Here is a 23,018-nt window from a genome sequence, read left to right as displayed (position 1 = left end):
TCCCGTGCGAACTGACTCTACTCTCGACCTTCCGCTCGTCGGCCTGGCCGCGCTGTTCCTCGGATCCGGGACGCTGCATCTGGTGAGGCCGCAGGTCTTCGAGCCGATCGTCCCGCCGCAGCTGCCGGAGCCGCGCAAGATCGTCGAGGTCTCCGGGGTGGCGGAGATCGTCTGCGGGCTGGGGCTGCTGCACCCGAAGACGCGCCGGATCGCGGGGCTCGCGAGTGCCGCTCTGCTGGTGGGGGTGCTCCCGGGCAACGTGCAGATGAGCGTGGACGCGGGGAAGCGGGCCCACCGGAAGAGGACCCCGAAGTCGGCCGCTTTCTTCGCCGGTACGCTTGCCCGGCTGCCGTTGCAGTGGCCGATGATCAAGGTGGCGCTGCGCGCCGGAAAGGGGACCGACGCATGACGTACGTTCCTTCGGAGTCTCGTTACGACACGATGCAGTACCGGCGGACCGGCCAGAGCGGCCTGGACCTGCCGGCGGTCAGCCTCGGGCTGTGGCACAACTTCGGTGACGACCTGGCGTTCGAGCGGCAGCGCGCGATCCTGCGTACGGCCTTCGACGCGGGCATCACCCACTTCGACCTCGCCAACAACTACGGCCCGCCCGCCGGGTCGGCGGAGGAGAACTTCGGCCGCCACCTGCGTGGCGACTTCGCCGGGCTGCGTGACGAGCTGGTGATCTCGACCAAGGCGGGCTGGGACATGTGGCCGGGGCCGTACGGAAAGATCGGCGGCTCGCGGAAATACCTGATCTCCAGCCTCGACCAGTCGTTGAAGCGGATGGGTCTCGACTACGTCGACATCTACTACCACCACCGCCCCGACCCCAGCACTCCGCTGGAGGAGACGATGGGCGCGCTCGACCAGATCGTGCGCTCCGGGAAGGCGCTCTACGTCGGGCTCAGCTCCTACTCCTCGGCACTGACCCGCGAGGCGGCGGCGATCCTGCGTGACCTCGGCACGCCGCTGCTGATCCACCAGCCGTCCTACTCGATGCTCAACCGCTGGCTCGAGACCGACGGGCTGCTGGACACGCTCGACGAAGTCGGTGCCGGCGCGATCTCGTTCTCGCCGCTGGCGCAGGGGATGCTGACGAACAAGTATCTCGGCGGCACCGTGCCCGAGGACTCCCGCGCCGCGAAGGCGCGGTTCCTGACCCCGGAGGCGCTCACGCCCGAGACGCTGGCCGGGATCGAGTCGCTCAACGCCCTCGCCGCCGACCGTGGCCAGACGCTCGCCCAGATGGCGCTCGCCTGGGCGCTGCGCGACCCGCGGATGACGTCGGTCGTCATCGGCGCTTCCCGGCCCGAGCAGGTGACCGACTGCGTCGGCGCGCTCTCCGGCCCGGCGTTCACCGACGAGGAGCTGGCCAAGATCGACGAGTACGCCGAAGCCACCGGCATCGACGTGTGGAAGCGCGCCCGGGTCGAGGGTGACTACCGCGAGATCTTCAACTGACGCTCGTCCCAGGCTGCTGAGCTGATCCGCCAGCCGTCGTCGGTGCGTACGAACGACATCGTCTTCATCCCCCTGCCGGTGTGGACCTCGCCTCCGGCCAGCCAGCGCTTGCCGTAGGCGCCCCACCAGTGGGCGATGTCGCCGAACACGTCGATCCGGCCGGGTTCCGGCCACTCCTCGAACTCCTCGATCTCGCCGCTGGTGAGGAGCGCGAGACGCGGGGCGATGAAGGACTCGACGTCGTAGACCTCGACCGGAAGCCCGCAGGTGCGCACCACGGTCGCGCCGGGAATCATGATCCGGCGCAGGTCGTCCAGGCGGGCTGCCGTGTCCGGTCCGGTGGTGAACGCGGAGAAGAAGGCGTGCACCAGGGCCTCGACCGCGGCCTCGTCCGACGTCGCTGCGGCCTCGCCGCTGGTGATGGTCATGGCCGGAACATAGCCACGCACCCCGGATATGGCACGCCATTTGGGGGCGGGGAGGTCGGCCCGGCCGCTAGCCTGCGCACATGCGGGTCGATGAGTATCTGACGTACGACGCCACCGGGCTGGCGCAGCTGATCGCTGACCAGGAGGTGACCGCGGCCGAGGTGCTGACTGCTGCGCGAGAGCGGGCCGAGGCGGTGAACCCGCGGATCAACGCGATCGTCGCCGACATCCCGGAGGCCGACGCCCAGGTCGCGGGTGACGGTCCCAGCGGGCCGTTTGCGGGGGTGCCGTTCCTGGTGAAGGACCTCGCCCAGGAGTATCAAGGGCACCCGACGACCTACGGCTCACGGTCGCTCGTCGACGACGTCGCCGAGGAGCACTCCTACTTCACCCGGAGCGCCCTGGACGCCGGCCTGGTCATCTTCGGGAAGACCAACACCCCGGAGTTCGGGTCGAAGGGGATCACCGAGCCGGAGCTGTTCGGCGCGGCCCGCAACCCGTGGAACACCGACCACACTCCCGGCGGCTCCTCGGGCGGGTCCGGGGCCGCGGTGGCGGCCGGGATCGTCCCGGCCGCCGGCGCCAACGACGGCGGCGGGTCGATCCGGATCCCGGCGGCCTGCAACGGTCTGGTCGGGCTGAAGACCACCCGCGGGCTGCTGCCCTTGGGGCCGCAGAGCCTGGACGCCTCCAACGGCTTCGTCGTCCAGGGCGTGGTGACCCGGACGGTGCGCGACGCGGCCGGGCTCTACGACGCGCTCATCGGCGACCGGCCGATGGCGATGATCCACACGCCTCGTCCCGGTGCGGCGTTCTCCGAGTCCATTGCGACCACGCCGCGCACGCTCCGGATCGGGTTCACCTCGACGTCCTCCATCACCACGCCCGACCCGGAGGCGGTGGCCGCCGTCGAAGACGCCGCCAAGACCCTGGAGTCGCTCGGTCATCAGGTCGAGGAGGTCGAGGCGCCCTACGACGCCGCCGAGCTCGGCCGCGACTTCCTCACCATCTGGTTCGCCTCCGCGGCCGCTGAGGTCGCCGAGGCCAAGCTCCGGGTGGGAGCCACCGACAGGGACTTCGAGGCCGACACCCTGGCCGTGGCCGAGCTCGGCCGGGCCGGGGGAGTGGTCGCCGTCGAGCTCGCGCACATCAACCGCCGCAACCACGTACGCCGGCTGAGCGAGTTCCACGAGACGTACGACCTGCTGCTGACGCCGACGCTGGCCAAGCCGCCGCTGAAGGTCGGGCAGCTGACCACGCCCAAGGTGCTCCAGACGGCCGCGCGGGTGCTGCACAAGGTGCACGGCGGCCGGGTGATGCGGGCGACCGGGATGATCGACCAGCTCGTCGACGAGAACCTCGGCTGGGTGCCCTACACCCAGCTCGCCAACCTCACCGGTCGTCCGGCGATCTCGGTGCCGACCTATCGGACCGCTGCCGGGCTGCCGCTGGGCATCCAGCTCTCCGGGCAGCTCGGCGACGACGGGTTGCTGCTTCAGGTCGCCGCACAGCTGGAGCAGGCGAAGCCGTGGGCGGACCGCTGGCCGACCCTCTGAGAGGAAGTTTCTTTTTCAGGAGCGCAGACGCCGTCGGCGCGGCATCATCGAGGTATGACGCCCCCACGGTCAGACCTGCTCATGTCCTCCCGGCTCATGTCCTCCCGACGCAGCTTCCTCGGCGGCGCGCTCGGCGGAATCACGATGGCGCTGGTCGGCGGCACCGCCGTCGCCTCGTCACCCGAGGCGCCGACGAAGGCCGGCGCGAAGGCGCTCGCCTCGTTGGCCGGCCGGCCGCCGACGATCACGCCGGACGAGCTCACCTTCACCCCGCGCACCGTCCTGCGCCCCGGCCACCCCCGCCAGGTCGGCCTGGACCCGACGCAGATCGCGAAGATCCGCACCGAGCTGACCCGCTTCCTCGAGCCGACCCCGGAGAACCCCGCCCACCCGTTGTACGCAGGGGCCACCGCGATCGCGGTCAAGGACGGCGTCATCGTCGCCCACGAGAGCGTGGGCAAGGCGCTCCGATACGGCATGGACGGCACCACCGTCGTCGAGCTGCCGGCCGACCAGCAGGTCGACGCCGGTCTGGACACGATGTGGGACGTCGCCTCGATGTCGAAGCTCTTCACCACGACCGCCATCCTCCAGCTGATGGAGCAGGGCCGGGTCGACCTCGAGGCCCCGGTGGTGACCTACCTGCCCGAGTTCGCGCCGAACGGTAAGAGCACGATCCTCGTACGCCACCTGCTCACCCACGTCTCCGGGCTGCTCGCCGGCCCGTCACCGTCGCTGTGGGCCGGCTACGACACCTACGAGAAGCGGGTCGCGGCGATCATGGCCACCAAGCCGACCCACGCTCCCGAGCAGATCTACCGCTACTCCGACATCAACCTGATCACCCTCGGGCTGCTCGTCGAGCGGCTCTCCGGGAAGAAGCTCGACATCTACGTGCGCGACCACGTCACCGAGCCGCTGGGCATGCGGGACACCATGTACAACCCGCCCGCCGACCGCCTCGACCGCGTCGCCGCCACCGAGTACGAACCGTGGGCCGGCCGCCCGATGATCCGCGGCGAGGTGCACGACGAGAACGCCTGGGCGCTCGGCGGCGTCGCCGGCCATGCGGGGATCTTCTCGACCGCGGCCGACATGGCGAAGTTCGGCCAGATGTTCCTCAACGGTGGTGTCTACAACGGCACCAGAATCCTGAGGGAGGACACGGTCAGGCTCTCCTTGCGCGACTACACCGGCGCCAGCTTCACCACCTCGCGCGGGCTCGGCTGGGAGCTCGCCACGACCTGGTACCACGGCCCGATCTGGTCGCCGGTCTCCTTCGGTCACACCGGCTACACCGGCACCAGCATCGTGATGGACCCGATCGGCCATCAGCTCGTCGTGCTCATGACCAACCGGGTCCACCCCAGCCGCGACTGGGGCAGCAACAACCCGTCCCGCCGTGCCGTCTCCGACGCGCTCGGGATGGCCTCGGCGGTCAAGCCGGCGCGGGGACGGGCGTCGTGGTTCTCGGGGCGCACCAATGCGAAGAAGGCGAAGCTCGACGTGCCGCTCGCTGCCACCGAGGAGGCGAAGCTCGCCTTCGACTACTACTTCGACACCGAGCCGCGGTTCGACTTCGGCCGGCTGCAGTACTCCACCGACGGCACCACGTTCAGCCCCTTGCCGTGGCGGCTCGACGGTGATGGCTGGTCCTGGGAGACCAGCGAGGCGGTCAACGGCTACGGTGGTCGCCGCTGGCTCCAGGGAAGCGCCGACCTTCCCGCCGGGACGACCACGGTCAGGTGGACCTACGAGACCGACTCGTCCTCCCAGGGACGCGGGATCTACGTCGACGGCATCGTGGTCAGCCAGGGGCGGCGTACGGTGTTCGACTCCACGCGTCCTGCCGACGAGGCTCGCATCGTCGCCGACGGCTGGGCTCTGAGCACCAGGTGACCGCACCCCGATAACCTCTGGCGGCATGACGCAGCCGCAGCAGCCGAACCCGTTCCTGGTGAACCAGCTCCGCGACGAGGCGGAGGCCAAGGCGCTCGTCACCAAGGCTGCCGAGTCGAGCTCGGCGGGTGCGCCGCGGGGGATCCTGGACGCGATCCGCGACCGGCTCACGGACCTCGGTCCGGAGCTGGTCGCGGTCTCCCACGACCTCGCCGAGCACCCGGAGACCGGTTTCGAGGAGCACCGGAGCTCGGCAGGGCTCGCGGAGTTCGTCGAGGCCCACGGCATCGAGGTGGCCCGCGGTGCGTATGGACTTCCGACCGCCCTCTACGCCTCGGCGGGTGGCTCCAAGGACGGCCCGACGATCGCGGTTCTCTCCGAGTACGACGCGCTTCCCGGCATCGGCCACGGCTGCGGCCACAACCTGATCGCCACGGTCGGCGTCGGCGCGTTCCTGGCCATCGCGAGCGTGATCGACCGCATCGGCGGACGCGTGATCTGGCTCGGCACCCCGGCCGAGGAGGGTGGCGGCGGCAAGGAGCTGATGGCCCAGAAGGGCGCCTTCGACGGTGTCGACGCGGCGATCATGGTCCACCCGTTCACCTACGACTGCTCCGAGCCGGTCTTCCTCGGCCGCCGGCAGCTGAAGGTGACGTACGTCGGGGTGCCGGCGCACGCCTCGATCCAGCCGTTCATGGGGCGCAACGCCCTGGACGCCGCCAACCTGCTCTACACCGGTGTCGCGCTCAACCGGCAGCAGATGCCGCCGACCGACCGCGTGCACGCGATCATCACCGACGGCGGTCTGCGGCCCAACGTGATCCCGGAGCACGCGACGGTCGAGTTCTACGTACGTTCCGCCTATCCCGAGACCCTCAAGATCCTCTCCCAGCGGCTGGAGGAGATGGCCATGGGAGCAGCGCTGATGACCGGCTGCGGGGTCGAGTTCAGCTGGGACGAGTCGCCGGTCTACCTGCCGATCCGCAACAACTCCGGCCTCGCGCAGGCGTGGAACCGTCGCTACCAGGAGCGCAACCACACGGTCCTCGCGCCCGGCGTGGTCCCGGACCTGCTCGCGGGCTCCACCGACTTCGGCAACGTCTCCTTCCGCGTCCCCGGTCTGCACGCGATGGTCAAGATCGCCGAGCCCGACGTGTCCCTGCACAGCCGCGAGTTCGCCGCTGCCGCGGTCACGCCGTACGCCGACGAGGTGCTCGTCGACGCCGCCTACGGCCTCGCCGCGGTGGCCGCCGACTACCTCTCCGACGCGAGCCTGCGGGAGACGGTCCGCGCGGAGTTCGAGGAGGCCGGGGGAGCGGTCGACGTTACCGAATTTTTCGGGTCATGAACGGTTGATGACGATTCGGCAGCGGTAACGCGATTACCTCTTCACAATCGGAACCCGAAGGGGCATCGTTCCCTTCGTTCGATCACTGAGATGGGGAGCCCCGCAATGCCTCGTAACACCCGAAAGCTTCGCCCCGTGGTGGCCGTTGCCGCCGTCGCCCTCGCGGCCGCCGCAGTCGCCACTCCGCTCGCGAACTCTGCGACGGCGCAGTCCAGCTCGGCAAAGGCTGGGAAGCACCTGGTCGATGTCCAGCTGCTCTCGTTCAACGACTTCCACGGCAATCTCGAGGCGCCGTCGGGTTCGAGCGGCCGTCTGGTCACCGGCCACCACATCGACCCGGCCACCGGCAAGCCGGTCGACGACACCGTCAACGTGGGCGGCGTCGAATATCTCGCCTCCCACCTCGCCGAGGCGCGCAAGGGTCACGACCGCTCCCTGACCGTCGCCGCGGGCGACCTGATCGGCGCCTCGCCGCTGCTCTCGGCCGCCTTCCACGACGAGCCGTCCATCGAGGCGCTCAACAAGCTCGGACTGGATGTCACCGCGGTCGGCAACCACGAGTTCGACGAGGGCTACCAGGAGCTGCAGCGCATCGCCGACGGTGGTTGCATCGACGACGGTGACGGCAAGGACAACCAGAACTCCTGCGCCGCCCACGACTACCAGGGCGCCGACTTCGACATCCTCGCCTCCAACGTGGTCGAGGACGCGACCGGCAAGACCATCCTGCCGTCCTACGCGATCAAGGAGGTCGACGGCGCCAAGATCGGCTTCATCGGCATGACCCTCGAGGCCACCCCCGACATCGTCACCGCCGAGGGCGTCAAGGGCCTCACCTTCAAGGACGAGGTCGAGACCGCGAACGCGCTCGTGCCCGTGCTGAAGAAGAAGGGCGTCAAGGCCATCGTGACCCTCATCCACGAGGGCGCCAACCTGCCGAAGGAGAAGTGGACCGACCCGGCCACCGGCACGGTCTACGACGTCAACGCCCGCTACGACTACACCTGCGAGGGCGGCGGCGAGCTGGTCGCCGGCTCGCCGATCGTGCCGATCGCGCAGAACCTCGACCCCGAGATCGACATGGTGGTCACCGGTCACACCCACAACCCGTACGTCTGCGACGTCCCCGACCCCGAGGGCAAGTCCCGCTTGATCACCTCGGCGTCGTCCTTCGGCCGGCTCTACACGGAGACGAACCTGAAGTACAACCTCAAGTCGCGCGACATCGTCCGCTCCTCGGTCAAGGGCTCGAACCTGCTCGTCACCCGTGACGTCGCCAAGGCTCCGGAGCAGACCACGCTGATCAACACCTACAAGGAGCTGGTCAAGCCGATCGCCTCCCGCGTGCTCGGGTCGATCTCGACCGACGTCAAGCGTGACCAGAGCCCTGCCGGCGAGTCCGCGCTCGGTGACCTGATCGCCGACGCCCAGCTCGCCGACCAGTCGACGGTGGTCGACGGGAAGGTGCCGGTGATCGCGTTCATGAACCCGGGCGGCATCCGCACCGACCTGACCGCGGCCAGCTCGCCCTACGGCGAGGCCGTCGGTGACGTCACCTACGACGAGGCGTTCAACGTGCAGCCGTTCAACAACTACCTGGTCTCGCTGACCATGACCGGCCAGGACATCTACGACCTGCTCACCCAGCAGGTCACCGGCGCCAACGCCGGCTCCCACAAGATCCTGCAGGTCTCGAAGGGCTTCTCCTACCAGATCAGCCCCTCGGGTCCCGTCGACGGCTCGGTCAAGCTCAACGGTGAGCCGATCGACAAGGCCGCGTCCTACCGGGTCGTGACCAACAACTTCCTGCAGGGCGGCGGCGACGCCTTCGCGGCCTTCACCAAGGGCACCGACCCCTACTACGGCGGTCTCGACATCGACGCCTTCGCGGACTACCTGGAGGCCAACTCGCCCTACACCCCGGGTCCGCTCGACCGCATCACCGGCACCCACTGACGTCCTTTCGTACGCAGCGGCCCGATCAGCTCTCCGAGCCGGTCGGGCCGCTGTCTCGTGCGCACAGCTCGTCCACGACGGTCGCTGCGGCCAGCGCTGTCGTCGTGATGCGGCTCTCGGGGATCCCGGATGCACGAAGGCAGGTCGCCGCGATGACGGCGGCGGTCGTGTCATCGATCGGGACCCCGCTCCCGCGGAGGCTGGTGGTGACCTCGACCAGGTGCATCAGCATCTCACCGAGGTGGCGTGGGTCGGCCACCGGAGCGACGCCGGGCTCGGCGGCGCGGGTGGCGAGCCGACCATAGGCGTCGGCGAGCTCGGCGCGAGTGCTCCGGAAGGCGTCGAACGCCTCGCTGCTGGTCACGTCGGGATGCGTCGCCAGCATGCCGATGTTGTCCGGCGCCTCCGCGAGCGTCTGCACGTCGACGAGAGCCAGCGCGTAGAGAGCGGTCTCGGGGCTCTCCGAGGCCGTCAGCTGCTCGATCCTGGCGACCCGATCGACGGTCGGCCGGACGGATCGCTCCAAGAGCTCGGCGAGGATCTCGTCCTTGCCGGTGAAGTGGTAGTAGAGCGACGCCTGGCGGATCCCGACCTGCTCGGCGATCTCGCGGGTGGAGGTGGCGGCGAAGCCCTTGGTCACGAACAGCTGCGCCGCCGCGTGGAGCACCTGCTCGCGCGGTGGGGCTGCGGTGCGCGAGGGGACGAGGCGCGGTCGTCCGGGGTGGGTTCGTCTGATGCTCATCGAGGCCCTGCCTTCCTGTCGACGTCGACCCCGGAACCGATTAGAGCATGATATGAGGATCAAGACAATCATGATGTGCATCTGGACGCGCGGTATGCACATCGTGCAAGATGGTCGTGTCCGACCCGAGCACCCTGTCGAAGGAGGCCGCCATCGTGCCCCGCCCTGACCGTCGAGCCCGCGAAGCGCTGACCGAGGCGCTCCGGGACGCCCGCCGTGCCGCCGGCCTGACCGGGATCGATCTGGCGGCCGCCCTGGGGGCAGGCTGGTCCCAGCCGAAGGTGTCCAAGATCGAGTCGGGTCGACAGTCGATCTCCGCCGCCGAGGTCCGAGCCTGGGCGGCCGCTGTGGGCGCCAGCAAGCGGATGCTGCTCGCGCTGCACACCCGTGCCGAGCTCGAGGAGGCTGCGTTCCGCGACGCTCAGCCGACCGGGGGTGCCGAGCAGCACCAGGAGGCGTACGCAGCGACCGAGGCGGCCACGAAGGTCCTGACCAGCTTCCAGCCGCACAGCGTCCCGGAGCTGCTGCAGACGCCCGACTACGCGCGCGCCCTGCTCGCGCTGGCGGGTGGCTCGAGCGACCGCGACGCCGATCCCGGCGAGGTCTCCAACGTGATCGCGGCGAGGCTCCGCCGCTCGGCGATCCTCTACGAGCCCGGCAGGTCGATCACCCTCCTGGTCGGGGAGGCGGCCCTGCATCACCTGGTGGGCTCGCCCGACATCATGCGCGCCCAGATCGATCACATCGCCAAGCTGGCGACCACCACCCAGGCGACCATCGGCATCGTTCCCTTCACTCACTTCCCCGTCCTGGTCCAGCACGGCTGGGACCAGCGCGGCCGGATCGTCACCGTCGAGACCAGTGCCGGCGACCTCGAGATCGCCGACCCGGTCGAGGTCGCCCGCTATGAGAGCTGGGCGAAGCTGCTGCTCGAGCAAGCGCTGACCGGTGAGGCCGCCGCCGAGCGCTGCGCCACGATCAACAGCGAGCGCGGCCGAGCGTCGACGCAGGGCGTCCGCGAATAGGAGTAGACCGCTGCTCCGGTAGACTCCCGGCGGGCCGTTAGCTCAGTTGGTAGAGCAGTGGACTTTTAATCCATGGGTCGTCGGTTCGAGACCGACACGGCCTACCAGACCAGACCCCTGCCCGGGCCTCGGGCGGGGGTCTTCGGCCGTCCGCGAGCCGGCGTTTCACGGCCGAGTTGCGCAACCTTCACCCCTTCGCACGTAAAACGATCGGCCAAGGGGGGTTCGCACGGGCCCGCGAGTTGCTAATGTCACTCCCGCATCAGGTGCAAGTTCCAGAAGGTCTGACGCCTGCGGAGTTTGTGATCCAACGGCGTTTCTGCTCTGTGCCCGCTCGGACCCCGGTCCGGGACCACAGGTCGGAGCGACGTGTCACCCGCCCCTGATGCGGGGCTACCGAACCTGGTGGCCTCTCGCCCCGACTAAGGAGTAACGAGCAGATGGCTCAGGGCACCGTTAAGTGGTTCAACGCCGAGAAGGGTTTCGGCTTCATTGCGCAGGAGGACGGCGGCGACGACGTCTTCGTGCACTACTCTGCGATCCAGACCAACGGCTACAAGTCGCTGGACGAGAACCAGAAGGTCGAGTTCGACGTCACGCAGGGCCCGAAGGGTCCGCAGGCGGAGAACGTTCGTCCTCTCTGAGAGACTCGCGGATATTCAAGACGATCTCGGGTTCGGCGTGAGCCGACACTGATCATCTGCAACGAGGCCCCAGCCGTCCGGCTGGGGCCTCGTGGTCTCAGCCCACATCCGCCGCTCTCCGCCTGCTACGCGCCACCATACGGGCGCGCTGGCGGCGTTGCCGCCGCTCGACAGACACCCGGTATGCCATCGCGGCGAGGTCTGAACGTAGTGGCCTTTGCCATCACACCCGTCTGATGGCGCTCGCGACGGCGGCCATCGGCGGATCTGGTCTGATTGGAGCCCTCTCAGGCTTCTGTGTCACGCTTGATGTGACAACTTTTGATGGTTCTTGCTGGATCAGCGCGCAGATCCACCGAGACTGGGCGATGATGTGAAGACGAGCTCTAGGGTGAGGAGGCGGGCGTGGCTGACCAGTTCGATGTGACGCTGGAAGATCCCGAGCTGCTCCTCGAGGTCGAGCTCACCACCAACCTCATCGTGGCCGCCAGCGAGTCCGAGGATCACCTCTCCCAGGAGGAGATCGACCGCATCCTGGGGATCATCCCCTAACGGACCTACGGTCCTCAGCAGGTCGCGAAGAGCAGCGGCCCGTTCGCGAGGTCGGAGAGCACGGCGGTGCCGTCCTTCGGCTCCAGCTCCATGGTGACGACTGCGCCATCGGCGGCGACCTTGCCGAGCTCGAACCGTTCGTCGAAGGTGCCGCCCTGGCCGGGCGCCGGTCCGACGGCGAGCTTGGCCCGGGTGTCGGCGTTGGTGCGTGCCTGGTCGTCGTTCTCGAACGACATCGCGACGCGTACGTCGCCGGACGGCTCGGCCGCCATCGCGAAGCCGGCGATCGGGTTGATGTCGCCGGCGGCGTCCACGAGGCCGTCGGCCTGGTCCTGGTCCGCGGCCGAGGCGCCACCGAGCCCGATCTCGCTGCACGTGAAGTCGCCGTCGTAGACGAACGCCGAGAGCGGGTCCCCGAGGTGGTCGGCCGCCTCTGTCATCGGCTCGTGCAGGTCGCCTTCGCCGAGGTTCTCGACCTGGTCGCTGAGGTAGCGCCGGCCGTCCGAGGCCAGGATGAGGTTCCGCTCGGGGACGAAGGCGATGTAGGTGAGCTGCGGGGTGATCGTCGAGTCGATCCCGGAGTCGGTGAAGCTGGAGAACGGGACCAGGGTGCCGTCCCAGACGCCACCGTCGGCCGGGTCCTTCTCCGGAGCGGTGAACCCCATCGAGGTGAGCTGGTCGACGAGATGGTCGGCGTCCATCCCCTCGAGGTGCGCGGTCATCAGCGCGCCCTCGGTGGACTGGGTGTAGAGCTCCCAGTCGAGGGTCGCCGGCGACCAGCCGAAGTGCTGCTGCAGCAGCCCTGAGGCGTCGGGTAGCACCGAGGTCGAGGTGAGGTCCTTCGTATAGGCCTCGTCGATCATCTCGTGGACCTCCGCCGGCGTGGAGTCGGCATCGAGGTCGGCACCCACGTTCTCGCGGATCGCCGCCCAGTCGGTGAACGAGACCCGCGTCGCCTCGGCAGGGGCCAGCCGCAGGGCCTCGTCGAGGTCGCCTCCGCGGGTCGCCCAGGCACGGGCCAGGAAGATCACGAGCGCGACGACGACGACGCCCACCGCGATGGTGACCAGGGGGTGGGCGCGTACGACTCGGGACGAGCGACCGGCCCACATCCGGGGACGGTCGAGAAGCTGGGGGGTGCGGAGCATCCCGACGAACCTTAGACGAACTCGTCGTCCATCCGACATACCCTGTGCGCATGCCCGAGATCCCGGCCGCCGGCGTAGTGGTTTTTCGCGAGCACCACGACCAGCCCGAGGTGGTGCTGGTCCACAGACCCAAGTACGACGACTGGTCCTTCCCCAAGGGCAAGGTCGACCCCGGTGAGTCGGTGCCGGTGGCCGCGATCCGTGAGGTGCGGGAGGAGACCGGCCTGCGGGTCGCGCTCGGCCGCCCGCTCCAGCGGCAGCGCTATCCCGTGGAAGCGGGGCAGAAGGTGGTCCACTACTGGGTCGGCCGCACCGCGGCCGGAGCCGACGACGACGTCGACGGCTACCAGATCAACGACGAGATCGACGATGTCGCCTGGCTGCCTGTGGAGGAGGCGCGTCGCCGGCTCACCTACCCGCACGACCGGGCCACGCTGCAGCAGGCCGAGGACGTACGCCCTCCCACCGTCCCCGTCGTCGTCCTCCGCCACGCCACCGCCGTCAGTCGTTCAGCCTGGTCGGGAGCGGACCCGGAGCGGCCGATCGACGACACCGGCCGTGCCCAGGCGGTCACCCTGGCCGGTCTGCTGATGGCCTACGACGTCGGCCGGGTGATCACCTCGACCAGTGCCCGCTGCGTGCAGTCGGTCGCGCCGTACGCCGGGCTCGCAGGCGTCGCGCTCGAGCAGATGAGACTGCTGAGCGAGGAGGGCGCGGAAGCGGGTAGCGTGTCGGCCCTGGCCGTGGACCTCCTGCGTGATCTGGCGGTTCCGACGGTGATCTGCACGCACCGACCGGTGCTGCCGTGGGTCTTCGACGGGCTGGGTGTGCGTGATCCGAAGCTGGCGAAGGGCGAGCTGATGGTGCTCCACGCACGCGCCGGTGACGTGCTGGCGATGGAGACCTTTCAGGCCTGAAAGCCGCCCGAGGCCGGGCTGTTCATCTCCTGTGCCCGGAACCGACGTCGATTTGCCATCGACTCTGAATCCCGCGTTCAGCCTGTGTTCACCTTCACCGAGTTTCCCGTCCACCTCGGCTCCCTACGGTCGTCGCGACAACTCCGAATCGACTGCATCATCATCAGGAGACTTGCGTGAACACCACCTCGCTGCGCCGGGCACTCGTCCCGGGCATCACGGCCGCGGCCCTCGCTCTTTCGATCAGCGCCTGCGGCGCTGCCAACGAGCAGAACAGCGGCAGCGAAGGGGAAGGCACCCTCTCGGGCACCATCAAAGGTGGCGGAGCCTCCTCGCAGGAGAAGGGCCAGGCGGCATGGGTCGCCGGCATCCAGGACGCGAACCCCGACCTCAGCGTCGTCTACGAGCCGGTGGGCTCGGGTTCGGGCCGTGAGGGCTTCGCGACCGGCGGCTACCTCTTCGCCGGCACCGACTCGGCGCTCAACGACGACGAGGGCGAGCTGACCAAGGCCAAGGAGCAGTGCGGCGCCGACCCGATCCAGGTCCCGGCGTACGTCTCGCCGATCGCCGTGGTCTTCAACGTCGAGGGCGTCGACGAGCTCAACCTCGACCCCAAGACCCTTGCCGGCATCTTCTCGGGCAAGATCACCAAGTGGAACGACCCGGCGATCGCCGCGACCAACCCGGACGCCACGCTTCCGGACAGCGCGATCACCCCGGTCCACCGCTCCGACGACTCCGGCACCCAGGAGAACTTCACCGAGTACCTCGCGGCCGCCGGTGGCTGGGCCGAGGAGCCCTCCGGTGAGTGGCCCGCCTCCATCAAGGGCGGCGAGGGCGGCGACGGCACCTCCGGTGTCGTGACCGCCATGCAGGGCGCCGGCTACATCGGCTTCATGGACGAGTCCGCGGCGCGCGAGAACGACCTCGCCACCGTCAAGGTCAAGGTCGGCGAGGAGTTCGTCGCGCCGAGCGCCGAGGCCGCCTCGAAGATCCTGGCCGCCTCGAAGTCGGTCGGCACCAGCGACAACGACATGGCCGTCGAGGTCGCGCGTACGACCACCGAGGCCGGCGTCTACCCGGTCGTGCTGGTCTCCTACCTGCTGGCCTGCCCGACCTACGAGAACGCCGAGGACGCGGCCAACGTGAAGGGCTACCTGGAGTACATCCTCTCCGAGGAGGGCCAGGAGGCAGCCGCCGAGGACGCCGGCTCCGCGCCGCTCGACCGCGAGATCGCCGACAAGGCGCTCGAGCTCGTCGGCGGCATCAAGTAAGTGCCGATACGTCTGATCTGATCGCCGTTCGGGCGGTGGCTGCGGCCGCCGCCCGTACGGCTGTCTTGAGAACCGAAACAAGAAAGTCGAGGAATGCCTTGTGACTGTCGCCGCTGACCCCGGCGCCGACCCTGGCGTTGACACGAAGTCGGAGCTGTCCGGCCGTGGCTCGATGGGGGATGTCGTCTTCCGGGGCCTCGCCGTCATCGCCGCCACTCTCATCATGGTGGCGCTGGCAGCCGTCTTCATCTTCCTGGGCATCGAAGGCATCCCGGGCTTCAGTGTGGACGAGCAGAACTACACCGGCCAGGGCTCGTTCCTGGGCCTGGTCGTGCCGCTGCTGTTCGCCACCATCTACGCAGCCGTCCTGGCATTGATCGTCGCGGTCCCCTTCAGTGTCGCGATCGCGCTCTTCATCAGCCACTACGCCCCGCGGCGGATCGCCACCCCCGTGGCGTACGTCATCGACCTGCTCGCCGCGGTCCCGTCGGTCGTCTTCGGCCTGTGGGGTGCGGTGGTGCTCGGTCGATACCTGGTGCCGACCCACGCCTGGCTCGCCGAGAACATGGCCTGGCTGCCGTTCTTCGACGGCCAGCCCTCCGGCAACGGCCGTACGCTGTTCACCGCCGCGATCGTGCTGGCCGTGATGATCCTGCCGATCATCACCTCGATCTGCCGCGAGGTCTTCGCACAGACGCCGCGTCTGCACGAGGAGGCGGCGCTGGCGCTCGGCGCGACCCGCTGGGAGATGATCCGCTACGCGGTCTTCCCCTACGCCCGCTCCGGCATGGTCTCCGCGGTCATGCTCGGCCTCGGCCGCGCACTCGGCGAGACCATGGCGCTCGCGATGATCGTCTCGCCGAAGGTCCTCATCTCGCTGTTCATCATCGGCACGAACAACCCGCAGACCATCGCGGCGTACATCGCCCAGGGCTACAAGGAGAGCACGCCCGACCGGCTCTCCGTGCTGATCGCGACCGGCCTCGTGCTCTTCGCGTTCACCTTCCTGGTCAACGCAGCCGCCCGCTGGATCGTCGCCCGAGGGAGGGCCAAGTGAGCAATACAGAGCTCTCCAACGAGGACACGAAGCTGTCCCACGCCACGCTCCCACGGGGTGCCCAGTGGCTGGTCGGCGTCGCGGCACTCGCTCTCGGCGGTCTCTCCCTGGTGCTCGGCATGGGCATCGTGGGCGCCGTCGTCATCGGCGTGCTCGGGTTCCTCATCGGCTACCCGCTGTGGGCGCTGCTGGTCGAGAACCGGCGCTCGGCGACCGACAAGCTCATCACCGGGCTGGTGTGGACGGCCTTCGCGGTCGCGGTCATCCCGCTGATCTGGCTGGTCTACACGGTCGTCTCCAAGGGTGCCGCGACCCTCAGTCCGGAGTTCCTCACCTACTCGATGCGTTCGGTCACCGGCGACGAGCAGGGCGGTCTCTACCACGCACTGATCGGCACCCTGATCGTCACCGGCATCGCCGCGGTGATCTCGATCCCGATCGGCATCATGACCGCGATCTACCTGATCGAGTACGGCAAGGGCAACCGCCTCGCCAAGACGATCACCTTCCTGGTCGACGTCATGACCGGCATCCCGTCGATCGTCGCCGGCCTGTTCGCGTTCGCGCTGTTCACCCTCCTCGTCGGACCGGGCACGCGGTTCGGGTTCGGCGGCGGTATCGCGCTCTCGCTGCTGATGATCCCGACCGTCGTCCGCTCGACCGAGGAGATGCTGAAGCTGGTCCCCGACGACCTGCGCGAGGCTGCGTACGCCCTCGGGGTGCCGAAGTGGCGCACCATCACCAAGATGGTGCTCCCGACCGCCATCGGCGGCATCGTCACCGGTGTCGTGCTCTCGATCTCGCGAGTGATCGGGGAGACCGCACCGCTGCTGGTCGCCTCCGGGTTCAACCCGAACCTGAACACCAACGCCTTCGAGGACAGCCCGATGATGACCGTGCCGGTCTTCATCTACACCCAGCTGTCCGAGGCCACGGAGAAGGGCGTCGAGTACGCCTGGGGTGGAGCACTGGTGCTCTTCATCCTCGTCATGGTCCTCAACCTCATCGCCCGTATCGTCGGCACGATCTTCGCCCCCAAGACCGGGCGCTAGGAGTAACACATGTCCATCCACGTCAAGGACGCCAGCATCTTCTACGGCGACTTCAAGGCCGTCGAGGACGTCACCATGTCCATCAAGCCGAAGTCGGTGACGGCCTTCATCGGGCCTTCCGGCTGCGGCAAGTCGACCTTCCTGCGCACCCTCAACCGGATGCACGAGGTCATCCCCGGCGCCTACGTCGAGGGGAAGATCTCGATCCACGGCCAGGACATCTACGGCCCGAACGTCGACCCGGTGGCCGTGCGCCGCAAGGTCGGCATGGTCTTCCAGCGGCCGAACCCGTTCCCGACGATGTCGATCTACGACAACGTGCTCGCCGGCAACAAGCTCAACTCCAAGCGGATCAAGAAGTCCGAATCGGACGCGATCGTGGAGAAGGCGCTGCGCGGCGCCAACCTGTGGAACGAGGTCAAGGACCGTCTGAGCAAGCCCGGCATGGGCCTCTCCGGTGGTCAGCAGCAGCGGCTCTGCATCGCCCGCGCGATCGCGGTCCAGCCCGAGGTGCTGCTCATGGACGAGCCGTGCTCGGCGCTCGACCCGATCTCGACCGCCGCGATCGAGGACCTCATCCACGAGCTGAAGTCCGACTACACGATCGTGATCGTCACTCACAACATGCAGCAGGCCGCCCGCGTCTCCGACGACACCGGCTTCTTCAACCTGAAGGCTGCCGGCCAGCCGGGCCACCTGGTCGAGTTCAACCCGACCAAGCAGATGTTCACCAAGCCGGACAACCCCGACACCGAGGCCTACATCTCGGGTCGCTTCGGCTAAAGCTTCTGACAATGCAGCCGAGTCGGCGCATCTGACCCCGTGTCTCGCGAAGCGAAGCGAGCGAGAGGGGTCGGATGCGCCGACTCGGCGTGTTGTCGTCTACGGCAGCTGGAAGACGAAGTGGCAGATCAGATAGACGAGCGCCGCAACACTGCCCGCGGCGGGGAAGGTGAAGACCCAGGCCATTACGATGGACTTCGCGACGCCCCAGCGGACCGCGGAGAACCGCTTGGTCGCGCCGACGCCCATGATCGACGAGGTGATCGTGTGGGTGGTCGAGATCGGGGCCTCCCAGACGTACGCCGTGGTGTAGAGCACCGAAGCGGCGACCGACTCGGCGGCGAAGCCGCGCGAGGGGTCCAGGTGGATGATGCGACGGCCGAGGGTGCGCATGATGCGCCAGCCGCCGGACATGGTGCCGAGCGAGATCGCGGTGGCGGCCGCGGCGATCACCCAGAACGGGAGGTTGTCATCCTCGGAGAGGAAGCCGCCGGTGACCAGGGCGAGGAAGATGACGCCCATGGTCTTCTGAGCGTCCTGGAGGCCGTGGCCGAGGGCCATCGCGGCGGCCGAGATCGTCTGAGCGATCCGGAAGCCCTTCTGGGCCTTGTGCGGGTTCGCGCGGCGGAAGATCCACATGATCGCGAGCATCACGCCGAAGCCGAGGCCGAACGCGACCACGGGGGAGACGAACATCGGGATGACGACCTTCTCCAGCACCGTCATCCAGTTGACGAACGCACCGGCGGCGATCGCCGAGCCGGCCAGGCCGCCGATGAGGGCGTGGGAGGAGGACGAGGGAAGGCCGAAGTACCAGGTGATCAAGTTCCACGCGATCGCGCCGAGCAGGCCGGCCATCACGACGGTCAGGCCGTGCGCCCCTGATGGTGGCGTGATCGTGTCGGAGACGGTGTGGGCGACCTTCTGCCCGAGGAAGGCGCCGACGAAGTTCATCACCGCCGCGAGCAGCAGGGCGATGCGCGGGGTGAGCGCACGCGTGGAGACGGAGGTCGCGATGGCGTTGGCGGCGTCGTGGAAGCCGTTGGTGTAGTCGAAGACCAGGGCGACGACGACCACCGCGATGACGATGGCAAGTTCCACGGTGTCAGGATTCCTTGACGGCGATCTGCTCGACGGTGTTCGCAACCTTCTCGAACCCGTCGATCGCGTCCTCGAGGGACTCGACGATGTCCTTCAGCTTGAGGACCTCCATCGCGTCGTACTCACCGGAGAACAGCTTGGCGAGGATGCGGCGGTGGTTCTTGTCGCCCTGGTTCTCGAGACGGTTGATCTCGATCCAGTATTCCGAGAGCTCCTTCATCGACCGCAGCTTCGGCATCGCCGCCGCGGTCAGCTCGGCACAGCGCTGGAGCACGGTGACCTGGTCGGAGAGCTCGGGAGGAAGGATGTTGACGCCGTAGACGAAGATCTGGTCGACGACCTCGTCCATCGAGTCCATCACGTCGTCGAGACCGGAGCCGAGGGCGTAGATGTCCTCGCGGTCGAACGGGGTGACGAAGGTCGAGTTGACCTTCTTGACGATCTCGTGGGTGGTCTCGTCAGCGGCATGCTCCGCGTCGCGCATCCGTCGCGCGACGTCCTCACGATCGGCTGCGTCGCTGAGCATCTCGGCGAGCAGCGAGACACCGCCGACGAGGTGGTTGGCGGACTCGGTGAACAGGTCGTAGAACGACGTGTCGACCGGGCGGATACGGAAACGCACGAGGGGCTCCTGGCTGGATGAGGCAGACCTGCGGGCTCATGTTAGGCGAGTCCGCTTGACACGGCGAAAGTCAGGGCGTGTTCAGCCTGTCGAGGCGCGCCTGCGCTGGCGCTGCCGTGTGATCAACATCGCCTGGAGGTGGTCGGGCGCATGGTTGCGGGTCCACGTTCCGTCGGGGCCGAGGACCCAGGCGTCCGTGGTCGGTTCGAATGCCATGTCGAACAGGGTGCCGACCTCGGCCACGAGCTCGGGCGTGGGAAGACGTACGAGAGCCTCGACCCGCCGGTCGAGGTTGCGGTGCATCATGTCGGCCGAGCCGATCCAGGCGCTCGGGCCGTCCCCGTCGTCGGCGGTGCCGTTCTCGAACCAGAAGATCCGCGAGTGCTCGAGGAACCGGCCCAGGATCGAGCGCACCTCGATGGTCTCGCTCAGCCCCTCCACGCCGGGGCGCAGGGCGCAGATGCCGCGCACCAGCAGCTGCACGGGCACGCCCGCCTGCGAGGCCAGGTAGAGGGCGTCGATGATGGCCTCGTCCACCACTGAGTTGGCCTTGAGCCGGATCCGGGCCGGCCGGCCGGCCAGATGGTGGGCGATCTCGCCGTGGATCTGCTCGATCAGGCCGCTGCGTACGTTGTCGGGAGCGACCAGCAGCTGACCGTACGTCGCCTCCCGGCTCCAGCCCGAGAGGTTGTTGAACAGATGGGCGACGTCCTCGCCGATCTCCTCGTTGGTGGTGATCAGCCCCATGTCCTCGTAGAGCCTGGAGGTCTTCGGGTTGTAGTTGCCGGTGCCGATGTGGGTGTAGCGGCGGATCGAGCCGTCGGGCTCTTCGCGCACCACCATCGCCAGCTTGCAGTGGGTCTTCAGCCCGACCAGGCCGTAGACCACGTGACAGCCGGCCTGCTCGAGCTTGCGCGCCCATCGGATGTTGGCCACCTCGTCGAAGCGCGCCTTGATCTCGACCAGCACCAGCACCTGCTTGCCGGCCTCGGCGGCGTCGATCAGGGCGTCGATGATGGGGGAGTCGCCCGAGGTGCGGTAGAGGGTCTGCTTGATCGCCAGCACCCGCGGGTCGGCCGCCGCCTGCTCGATGAAGCGCTGCACGCTCGTCGCGAACGAGTCGTAGGGATGCTGGAGGAGTACGTCGCCCCGCCGAGCTGCCTTGAAGACGTCGACCGGCGCGGCGCTCTCGACCGGTGCCAGGGCAGGGTGGGTGCTCGGCACGAAGGCCGGATACTTCAGCTGACCGCGGTCGATGTCGGCGATGCCGTGCAGCCCGCGCAGGTCGAGCGGGCCCGGGAGCCTGAAGACCTCTTTGTCGGAGATGCCGAGCTCGGAGACCAGCAGGTCGAGCGTCGAGGCGGTCATCGACTCCTGGACCTCGAGACGTACGGGCGGGCCGAATCGCCGCCGCAGCAGCTCCTTCTCCAGCGCGGTGAGGAGGTTCTCGGTGTCGTCCTCCTCGACCTCGAGGTCCTCGTTGCGGGTGACCCGGAAGGTGTGCACCTCGATGATCTCCATGCCCGGGAAGAGCTTGGAGAGACGCTCGGCCATGACCTCTTCCAGCGGCACGAAGCGGTCGTTGCCCAGCGGCACGAAACGCGTGAAGATCGGCGGGACCTTCACCCGGGCGAAGTGCTTCTTCTTGGTCTTCGGGTCCCTCAGCCGGACGGCGAGGTTGAGCGAGAGCCCGGAGATGTAGGGGAACGGGTGGGCGGGGTCGACGGCGAGCGGCGTCAGCACCGGGTAGACCCGCTCCTTGAACAGCTTCTTGCAGGCCTTGACCTCCTCGGGGGTGAGGTCCTCCCAGTGGAGCAGCTGGATGCCCTCCTCGAGCAGCGCCGGCTTCACCTGGTCGCGGAACACCTGGGCGTGCCGCTCGGAGAGCTCCCGGGTCTTCTGCCAGATCAGCTCGAGGACCTCGCGCGGCATCAGGCCGGACGCGGCCTTCACCGCCACCCCGGCCGCGATCCGCCTCTTCAGCCCGGCGACGCGGACCATGAAGAACTCGTCGAGGTTGGAGGTGAAGATCGCCAGGAAACGTACGCGTTCCAGCAGCGGGAGGGTCTCGTCCTCGGCGAGCTCCAGGACCCGCTCGTTGAACCGCAGCCACGACAGCTCGCGGTCGAGGAACCGGTCCTCGTATTTCTCGACCTCCGCCAGCGCCTCGTGATCCGGGATGTATTCGGGTTCGACGTCGAAGGGCTGGTCAGGGACCGCCGTCAGGCTCACGGTGTCCTCGGCCGAGCGGGTGGGGGCCTGCGGGTCGAGACTCATGGTTTCAGTCTTTCATCCGAGCGCGTGTTTGAGACCGACGATTCCACGGTACGTCCCACTCTCTGGCGAACTACCTGTTACGCCTGTCCCTACTAGCGGGTAGTTTTGGGCGCATGTCGTTTCTCGAGCGTGCGTCGTCCCTGATCGATCCGTTGCTGATGCCGGTGCTGACCCCGATCAAGGGGCTGGCGTTCGCGACGGCGATGAACCTGCCGGCCGCGGTGCAGCGGCGGATCGTGGGGGAGCCCGTGACGTACGACGGGCAGACGCTCGCGGTGGACACGCAGACGATGCTGGCGCTGATGAAGGTGTCGGGGGAGCCGGACCCGTCGACCCTGCCGATCCCGAAGGGACGGGTGGCGCTGCTGCGTCAGTCGCAGATGGGTGGCGGTCGTCAGGAGATCGGGTCGGTGCGGGAGCTGTGGGCCGCGGGGCTCAAGGCGCGGCTCTACGTGCCCGAGGGTGCCTCGGGCAATGCTCCGCTGCTGGTCTTCCTGCACGGTGGCGGGTTCATCTTCGGGGACCTCGACAGCCACGACGCTCCCTGCAGGCTGCTCGCCAGCGAGTCGGGGGTCAAGATCCTCTCGATCGACTACCGGCTGGCGCCGGAGGCGCCGTTCCCGGCGGCGTACGACGACTCGGTCGCGGCGTTCCGGTGGGCGGTCGAGCATGCGGCCGAGCTCGGTGCGGACCCGGCCCGGATCGGGGTGGGCGGCGACTCCGCCGGCGGCAACCTGGCCGCCGGGGTCGCGCTCGCGGTCGGGGAGGCCTGCGCGTTCCAGCTGCTGATCTACCCGGTGACGCAGTCGGAGGCGAACACCCGCAGCCGTGAGGACCTCAGCGAGGGCTTCTACCTGACCGCCGACTTCATCGCGGCGGCCACGAACAACTACCTGCCCGCGGGCACCGACCGCCGCGACCCGCGCCACGCCCCGCTGCACGCGGAGATCCCGACGAGCGGGGTCGCCCCGGCCTACGTCGCGACCGCCGGGTTCGACCCGCTGCGCGACGAAGGGGAGGCGTACGCCGCCAAGCTCGAGGAGGCCGGGGTCAAGGTCGCGCACAAGCGCTTCGCCGACCAGATCCACGGGTTCCTGAACGTGGTCGGCGCCGGACGTACGTCACGTGCCGCTGTGCTCGAGATCGCGCAGGTCCTGCGCGACAACCTCTGAG

General features: G+C 68.5%; 21 protein-coding genes and 1 tRNA gene. 16 read left to right on the top strand and 6 right to left on the bottom strand.

Annotated features, from left to right (window positions below; all coding sequences use genetic code 11):
* Positions 1-4 precede the first annotated feature (4 nt).
* Complete coding sequence (locus tag WBG06_RS03020; protein ID WP_336735031.1) at positions 5-409, top strand: DoxX family protein; 405 nt, start codon at positions 5-7, stop codon at positions 407-409.
* The gene (mgrA, locus tag WBG06_RS03015) at positions 406-1,464 is read left to right on the top strand and encodes an L-glyceraldehyde 3-phosphate reductase (protein WP_336735030.1); all 1,059 of its coding nucleotides are present in this window, start codon (positions 406-408) and stop codon (positions 1,462-1,464) included. The genes WBG06_RS03020 and mgrA overlap by 4 nt, the downstream gene beginning before the upstream one ends.
* On the opposite strand, the gene WBG06_RS03010 is transcribed toward mgrA, so the two are convergent.
* A complete protein-coding gene (locus tag WBG06_RS03010; RefSeq protein ID WP_336735029.1) occupies positions 1,443-1,892 on the bottom strand; it encodes a DUF4440 domain-containing protein in 450 nt (149 codons plus the stop codon). The genes mgrA and WBG06_RS03010 overlap by 22 nt on opposite strands.
* Before the next feature lie 80 nt (positions 1,893-1,972).
* Here WBG06_RS03010 and WBG06_RS03005 point away from each other — a divergent pair, with 80 nt between their 5' ends.
* From WBG06_RS03005 to WBG06_RS02990, 4 genes are all read left to right on the top strand, one after another.
* Positions 1,973-3,448, top strand: a complete 1,476-nt coding sequence (locus WBG06_RS03005; protein ID WP_336735028.1) for an amidase — start codon at positions 1,973-1,975, stop codon at positions 3,446-3,448.
* A 54-nt stretch (positions 3,449-3,502) separates the two neighbouring features.
* Positions 3,503-5,347: a serine hydrolase gene (locus tag WBG06_RS03000; protein WP_336735026.1), complete on the top strand. Its 1,845-nt coding sequence runs from the start codon at positions 3,503-3,505 to the stop codon at positions 5,345-5,347.
* Positions 5,348-5,372: 25 nt separating this feature from the next.
* Entirely contained in the window at positions 5,373-6,695 is a 1,323-nt protein-coding gene (locus WBG06_RS02995; protein ID WP_336735024.1) for a M20 family metallopeptidase, read from the top strand.
* Positions 6,696-6,800: 105 nt separating this feature from the next.
* Positions 6,801-8,651, top strand: coding sequence for a bifunctional metallophosphatase/5'-nucleotidase (locus WBG06_RS02990; protein ID WP_336735022.1), 1,851 nt, complete (start codon positions 6,801-6,803; stop codon positions 8,649-8,651).
* 25 nt (positions 8,652-8,676) lie between these two features.
* Here WBG06_RS02990 and WBG06_RS02985 read toward each other — a convergent pair whose 3' ends face one another.
* Positions 8,677-9,393, bottom strand: coding sequence for a TetR/AcrR family transcriptional regulator (locus WBG06_RS02985; protein ID WP_336735020.1), 717 nt, complete (start codon positions 9,391-9,393; stop codon positions 8,677-8,679).
* A 116-nt stretch (positions 9,394-9,509) separates the two neighbouring features.
* Here WBG06_RS02985 and WBG06_RS02980 point away from each other — a divergent pair, with 116 nt between their 5' ends.
* The 4 genes from WBG06_RS02980 to WBG06_RS02965 all read left to right on the top strand — a co-directional run bounded on the left by WBG06_RS02980 (position 9,510) and on the right by WBG06_RS02965 (position 11,614).
* Positions 9,510-10,418 carry a helix-turn-helix domain-containing protein gene (locus tag WBG06_RS02980; protein ID WP_336735018.1) on the top strand — a complete coding sequence of 303 codons (909 nt, stop codon included), beginning with the start codon at positions 9,510-9,512 and terminating at the stop codon, positions 10,416-10,418.
* A gap of 31 nt (positions 10,419-10,449) precedes the next feature.
* A tRNA-Lys gene (locus WBG06_RS02975) sits at positions 10,450-10,525 on the top strand.
* A gap of 333 nt (positions 10,526-10,858) precedes the next feature.
* Entirely contained in the window at positions 10,859-11,062 is a 204-nt protein-coding gene (locus tag WBG06_RS02970; protein ID WP_045548871.1) for a cold-shock protein, read from the top strand.
* A gap of 405 nt (positions 11,063-11,467) precedes the next feature.
* A complete protein-coding gene (locus tag WBG06_RS02965; protein WP_165111317.1) occupies positions 11,468-11,614 on the top strand; it encodes a hypothetical protein in 147 nt (48 codons plus the stop codon).
* A gap of 14 nt (positions 11,615-11,628) precedes the next feature.
* On the opposite strand, the gene WBG06_RS02960 is transcribed toward WBG06_RS02965, so the two are convergent.
* Positions 11,629-12,762, bottom strand: a complete 1,134-nt coding sequence (locus tag WBG06_RS02960; RefSeq protein WP_336735003.1) for a hypothetical protein — start codon at positions 12,760-12,762, stop codon at positions 11,629-11,631.
* A 50-nt stretch (positions 12,763-12,812) separates the two neighbouring features.
* Here WBG06_RS02960 and WBG06_RS02955 point away from each other — a divergent pair, with 50 nt between their 5' ends.
* The 5 genes from WBG06_RS02955 (at position 12,813) to pstB (ending at position 17,845) form a co-directional block, all read left to right on the top strand.
* The gene (locus WBG06_RS02955) at positions 12,813-13,679 is read left to right on the top strand and encodes an NUDIX hydrolase (RefSeq protein ID WP_336735001.1); all 867 of its coding nucleotides are present in this window, start codon (positions 12,813-12,815) and stop codon (positions 13,677-13,679) included.
* A gap of 176 nt (positions 13,680-13,855) precedes the next feature.
* Entirely contained in the window at positions 13,856-14,953 is a 1,098-nt protein-coding gene (gene pstS, locus WBG06_RS02950) for a phosphate ABC transporter substrate-binding protein PstS (RefSeq protein ID WP_336734999.1), read from the top strand.
* A gap of 100 nt (positions 14,954-15,053) precedes the next feature.
* Positions 15,054-16,010, top strand: a complete 957-nt coding sequence (pstC, locus tag WBG06_RS02945) for a phosphate ABC transporter permease subunit PstC (RefSeq protein WP_336734997.1) — start codon at positions 15,054-15,056, stop codon at positions 16,008-16,010.
* Positions 16,007-17,062, top strand: coding sequence for a phosphate ABC transporter permease PstA (gene pstA, locus WBG06_RS02940; RefSeq protein ID WP_336734995.1), 1,056 nt, complete (start codon positions 16,007-16,009; stop codon positions 17,060-17,062). Before pstC ends, pstA begins: the two co-directional genes overlap by 4 nt.
* 9 nt (positions 17,063-17,071) lie before the next feature.
* The gene (pstB, locus tag WBG06_RS02935; protein ID WP_336734993.1) at positions 17,072-17,845 is read left to right on the top strand and encodes a phosphate ABC transporter ATP-binding protein PstB; all 774 of its coding nucleotides are present in this window, start codon (positions 17,072-17,074) and stop codon (positions 17,843-17,845) included.
* Between the two features lie 99 nt (positions 17,846-17,944).
* Here pstB and WBG06_RS02930 read toward each other — a convergent pair whose 3' ends face one another.
* From WBG06_RS02930 to WBG06_RS02920, 3 genes are all read right to left on the bottom strand, one after another.
* The gene (locus WBG06_RS02930) at positions 17,945-18,946 is read right to left on the bottom strand and encodes an inorganic phosphate transporter (RefSeq protein ID WP_336734991.1); all 1,002 of its coding nucleotides are present in this window, start codon (positions 18,944-18,946) and stop codon (positions 17,945-17,947) included.
* Between the two features lie 4 nt (positions 18,947-18,950).
* Positions 18,951-19,568 carry a DUF47 domain-containing protein gene (locus tag WBG06_RS02925; RefSeq protein WP_336734989.1) on the bottom strand — a complete coding sequence of 206 codons (618 nt, stop codon included), beginning with the start codon at positions 19,566-19,568 and terminating at the stop codon, positions 18,951-18,953.
* A gap of 81 nt (positions 19,569-19,649) precedes the next feature.
* Entirely contained in the window at positions 19,650-21,845 is a 2,196-nt protein-coding gene (locus tag WBG06_RS02920; protein WP_336734987.1) for an RNA degradosome polyphosphate kinase, read from the bottom strand.
* Between the two features lie 113 nt (positions 21,846-21,958).
* Here WBG06_RS02920 and WBG06_RS02915 point away from each other — a divergent pair, with 113 nt between their 5' ends.
* The gene (locus WBG06_RS02915) at positions 21,959-23,017 is read left to right on the top strand and encodes an alpha/beta hydrolase (protein WP_336734985.1); all 1,059 of its coding nucleotides are present in this window, start codon (positions 21,959-21,961) and stop codon (positions 23,015-23,017) included.
* The last annotated feature ends 1 nt before the right edge of the window (position 23,018 follow it).

Source organism: Nocardioides sp. CCNWLW239 (assembly GCF_037137035.1).
Classification (GTDB): domain Bacteria; phylum Actinomycetota; class Actinomycetes; order Propionibacteriales; family Nocardioidaceae; genus Nocardioides.
Note: the sequence above shows the minus strand (reverse complement) of the source record. Positions and strands in the feature narration are given on the sequence as shown.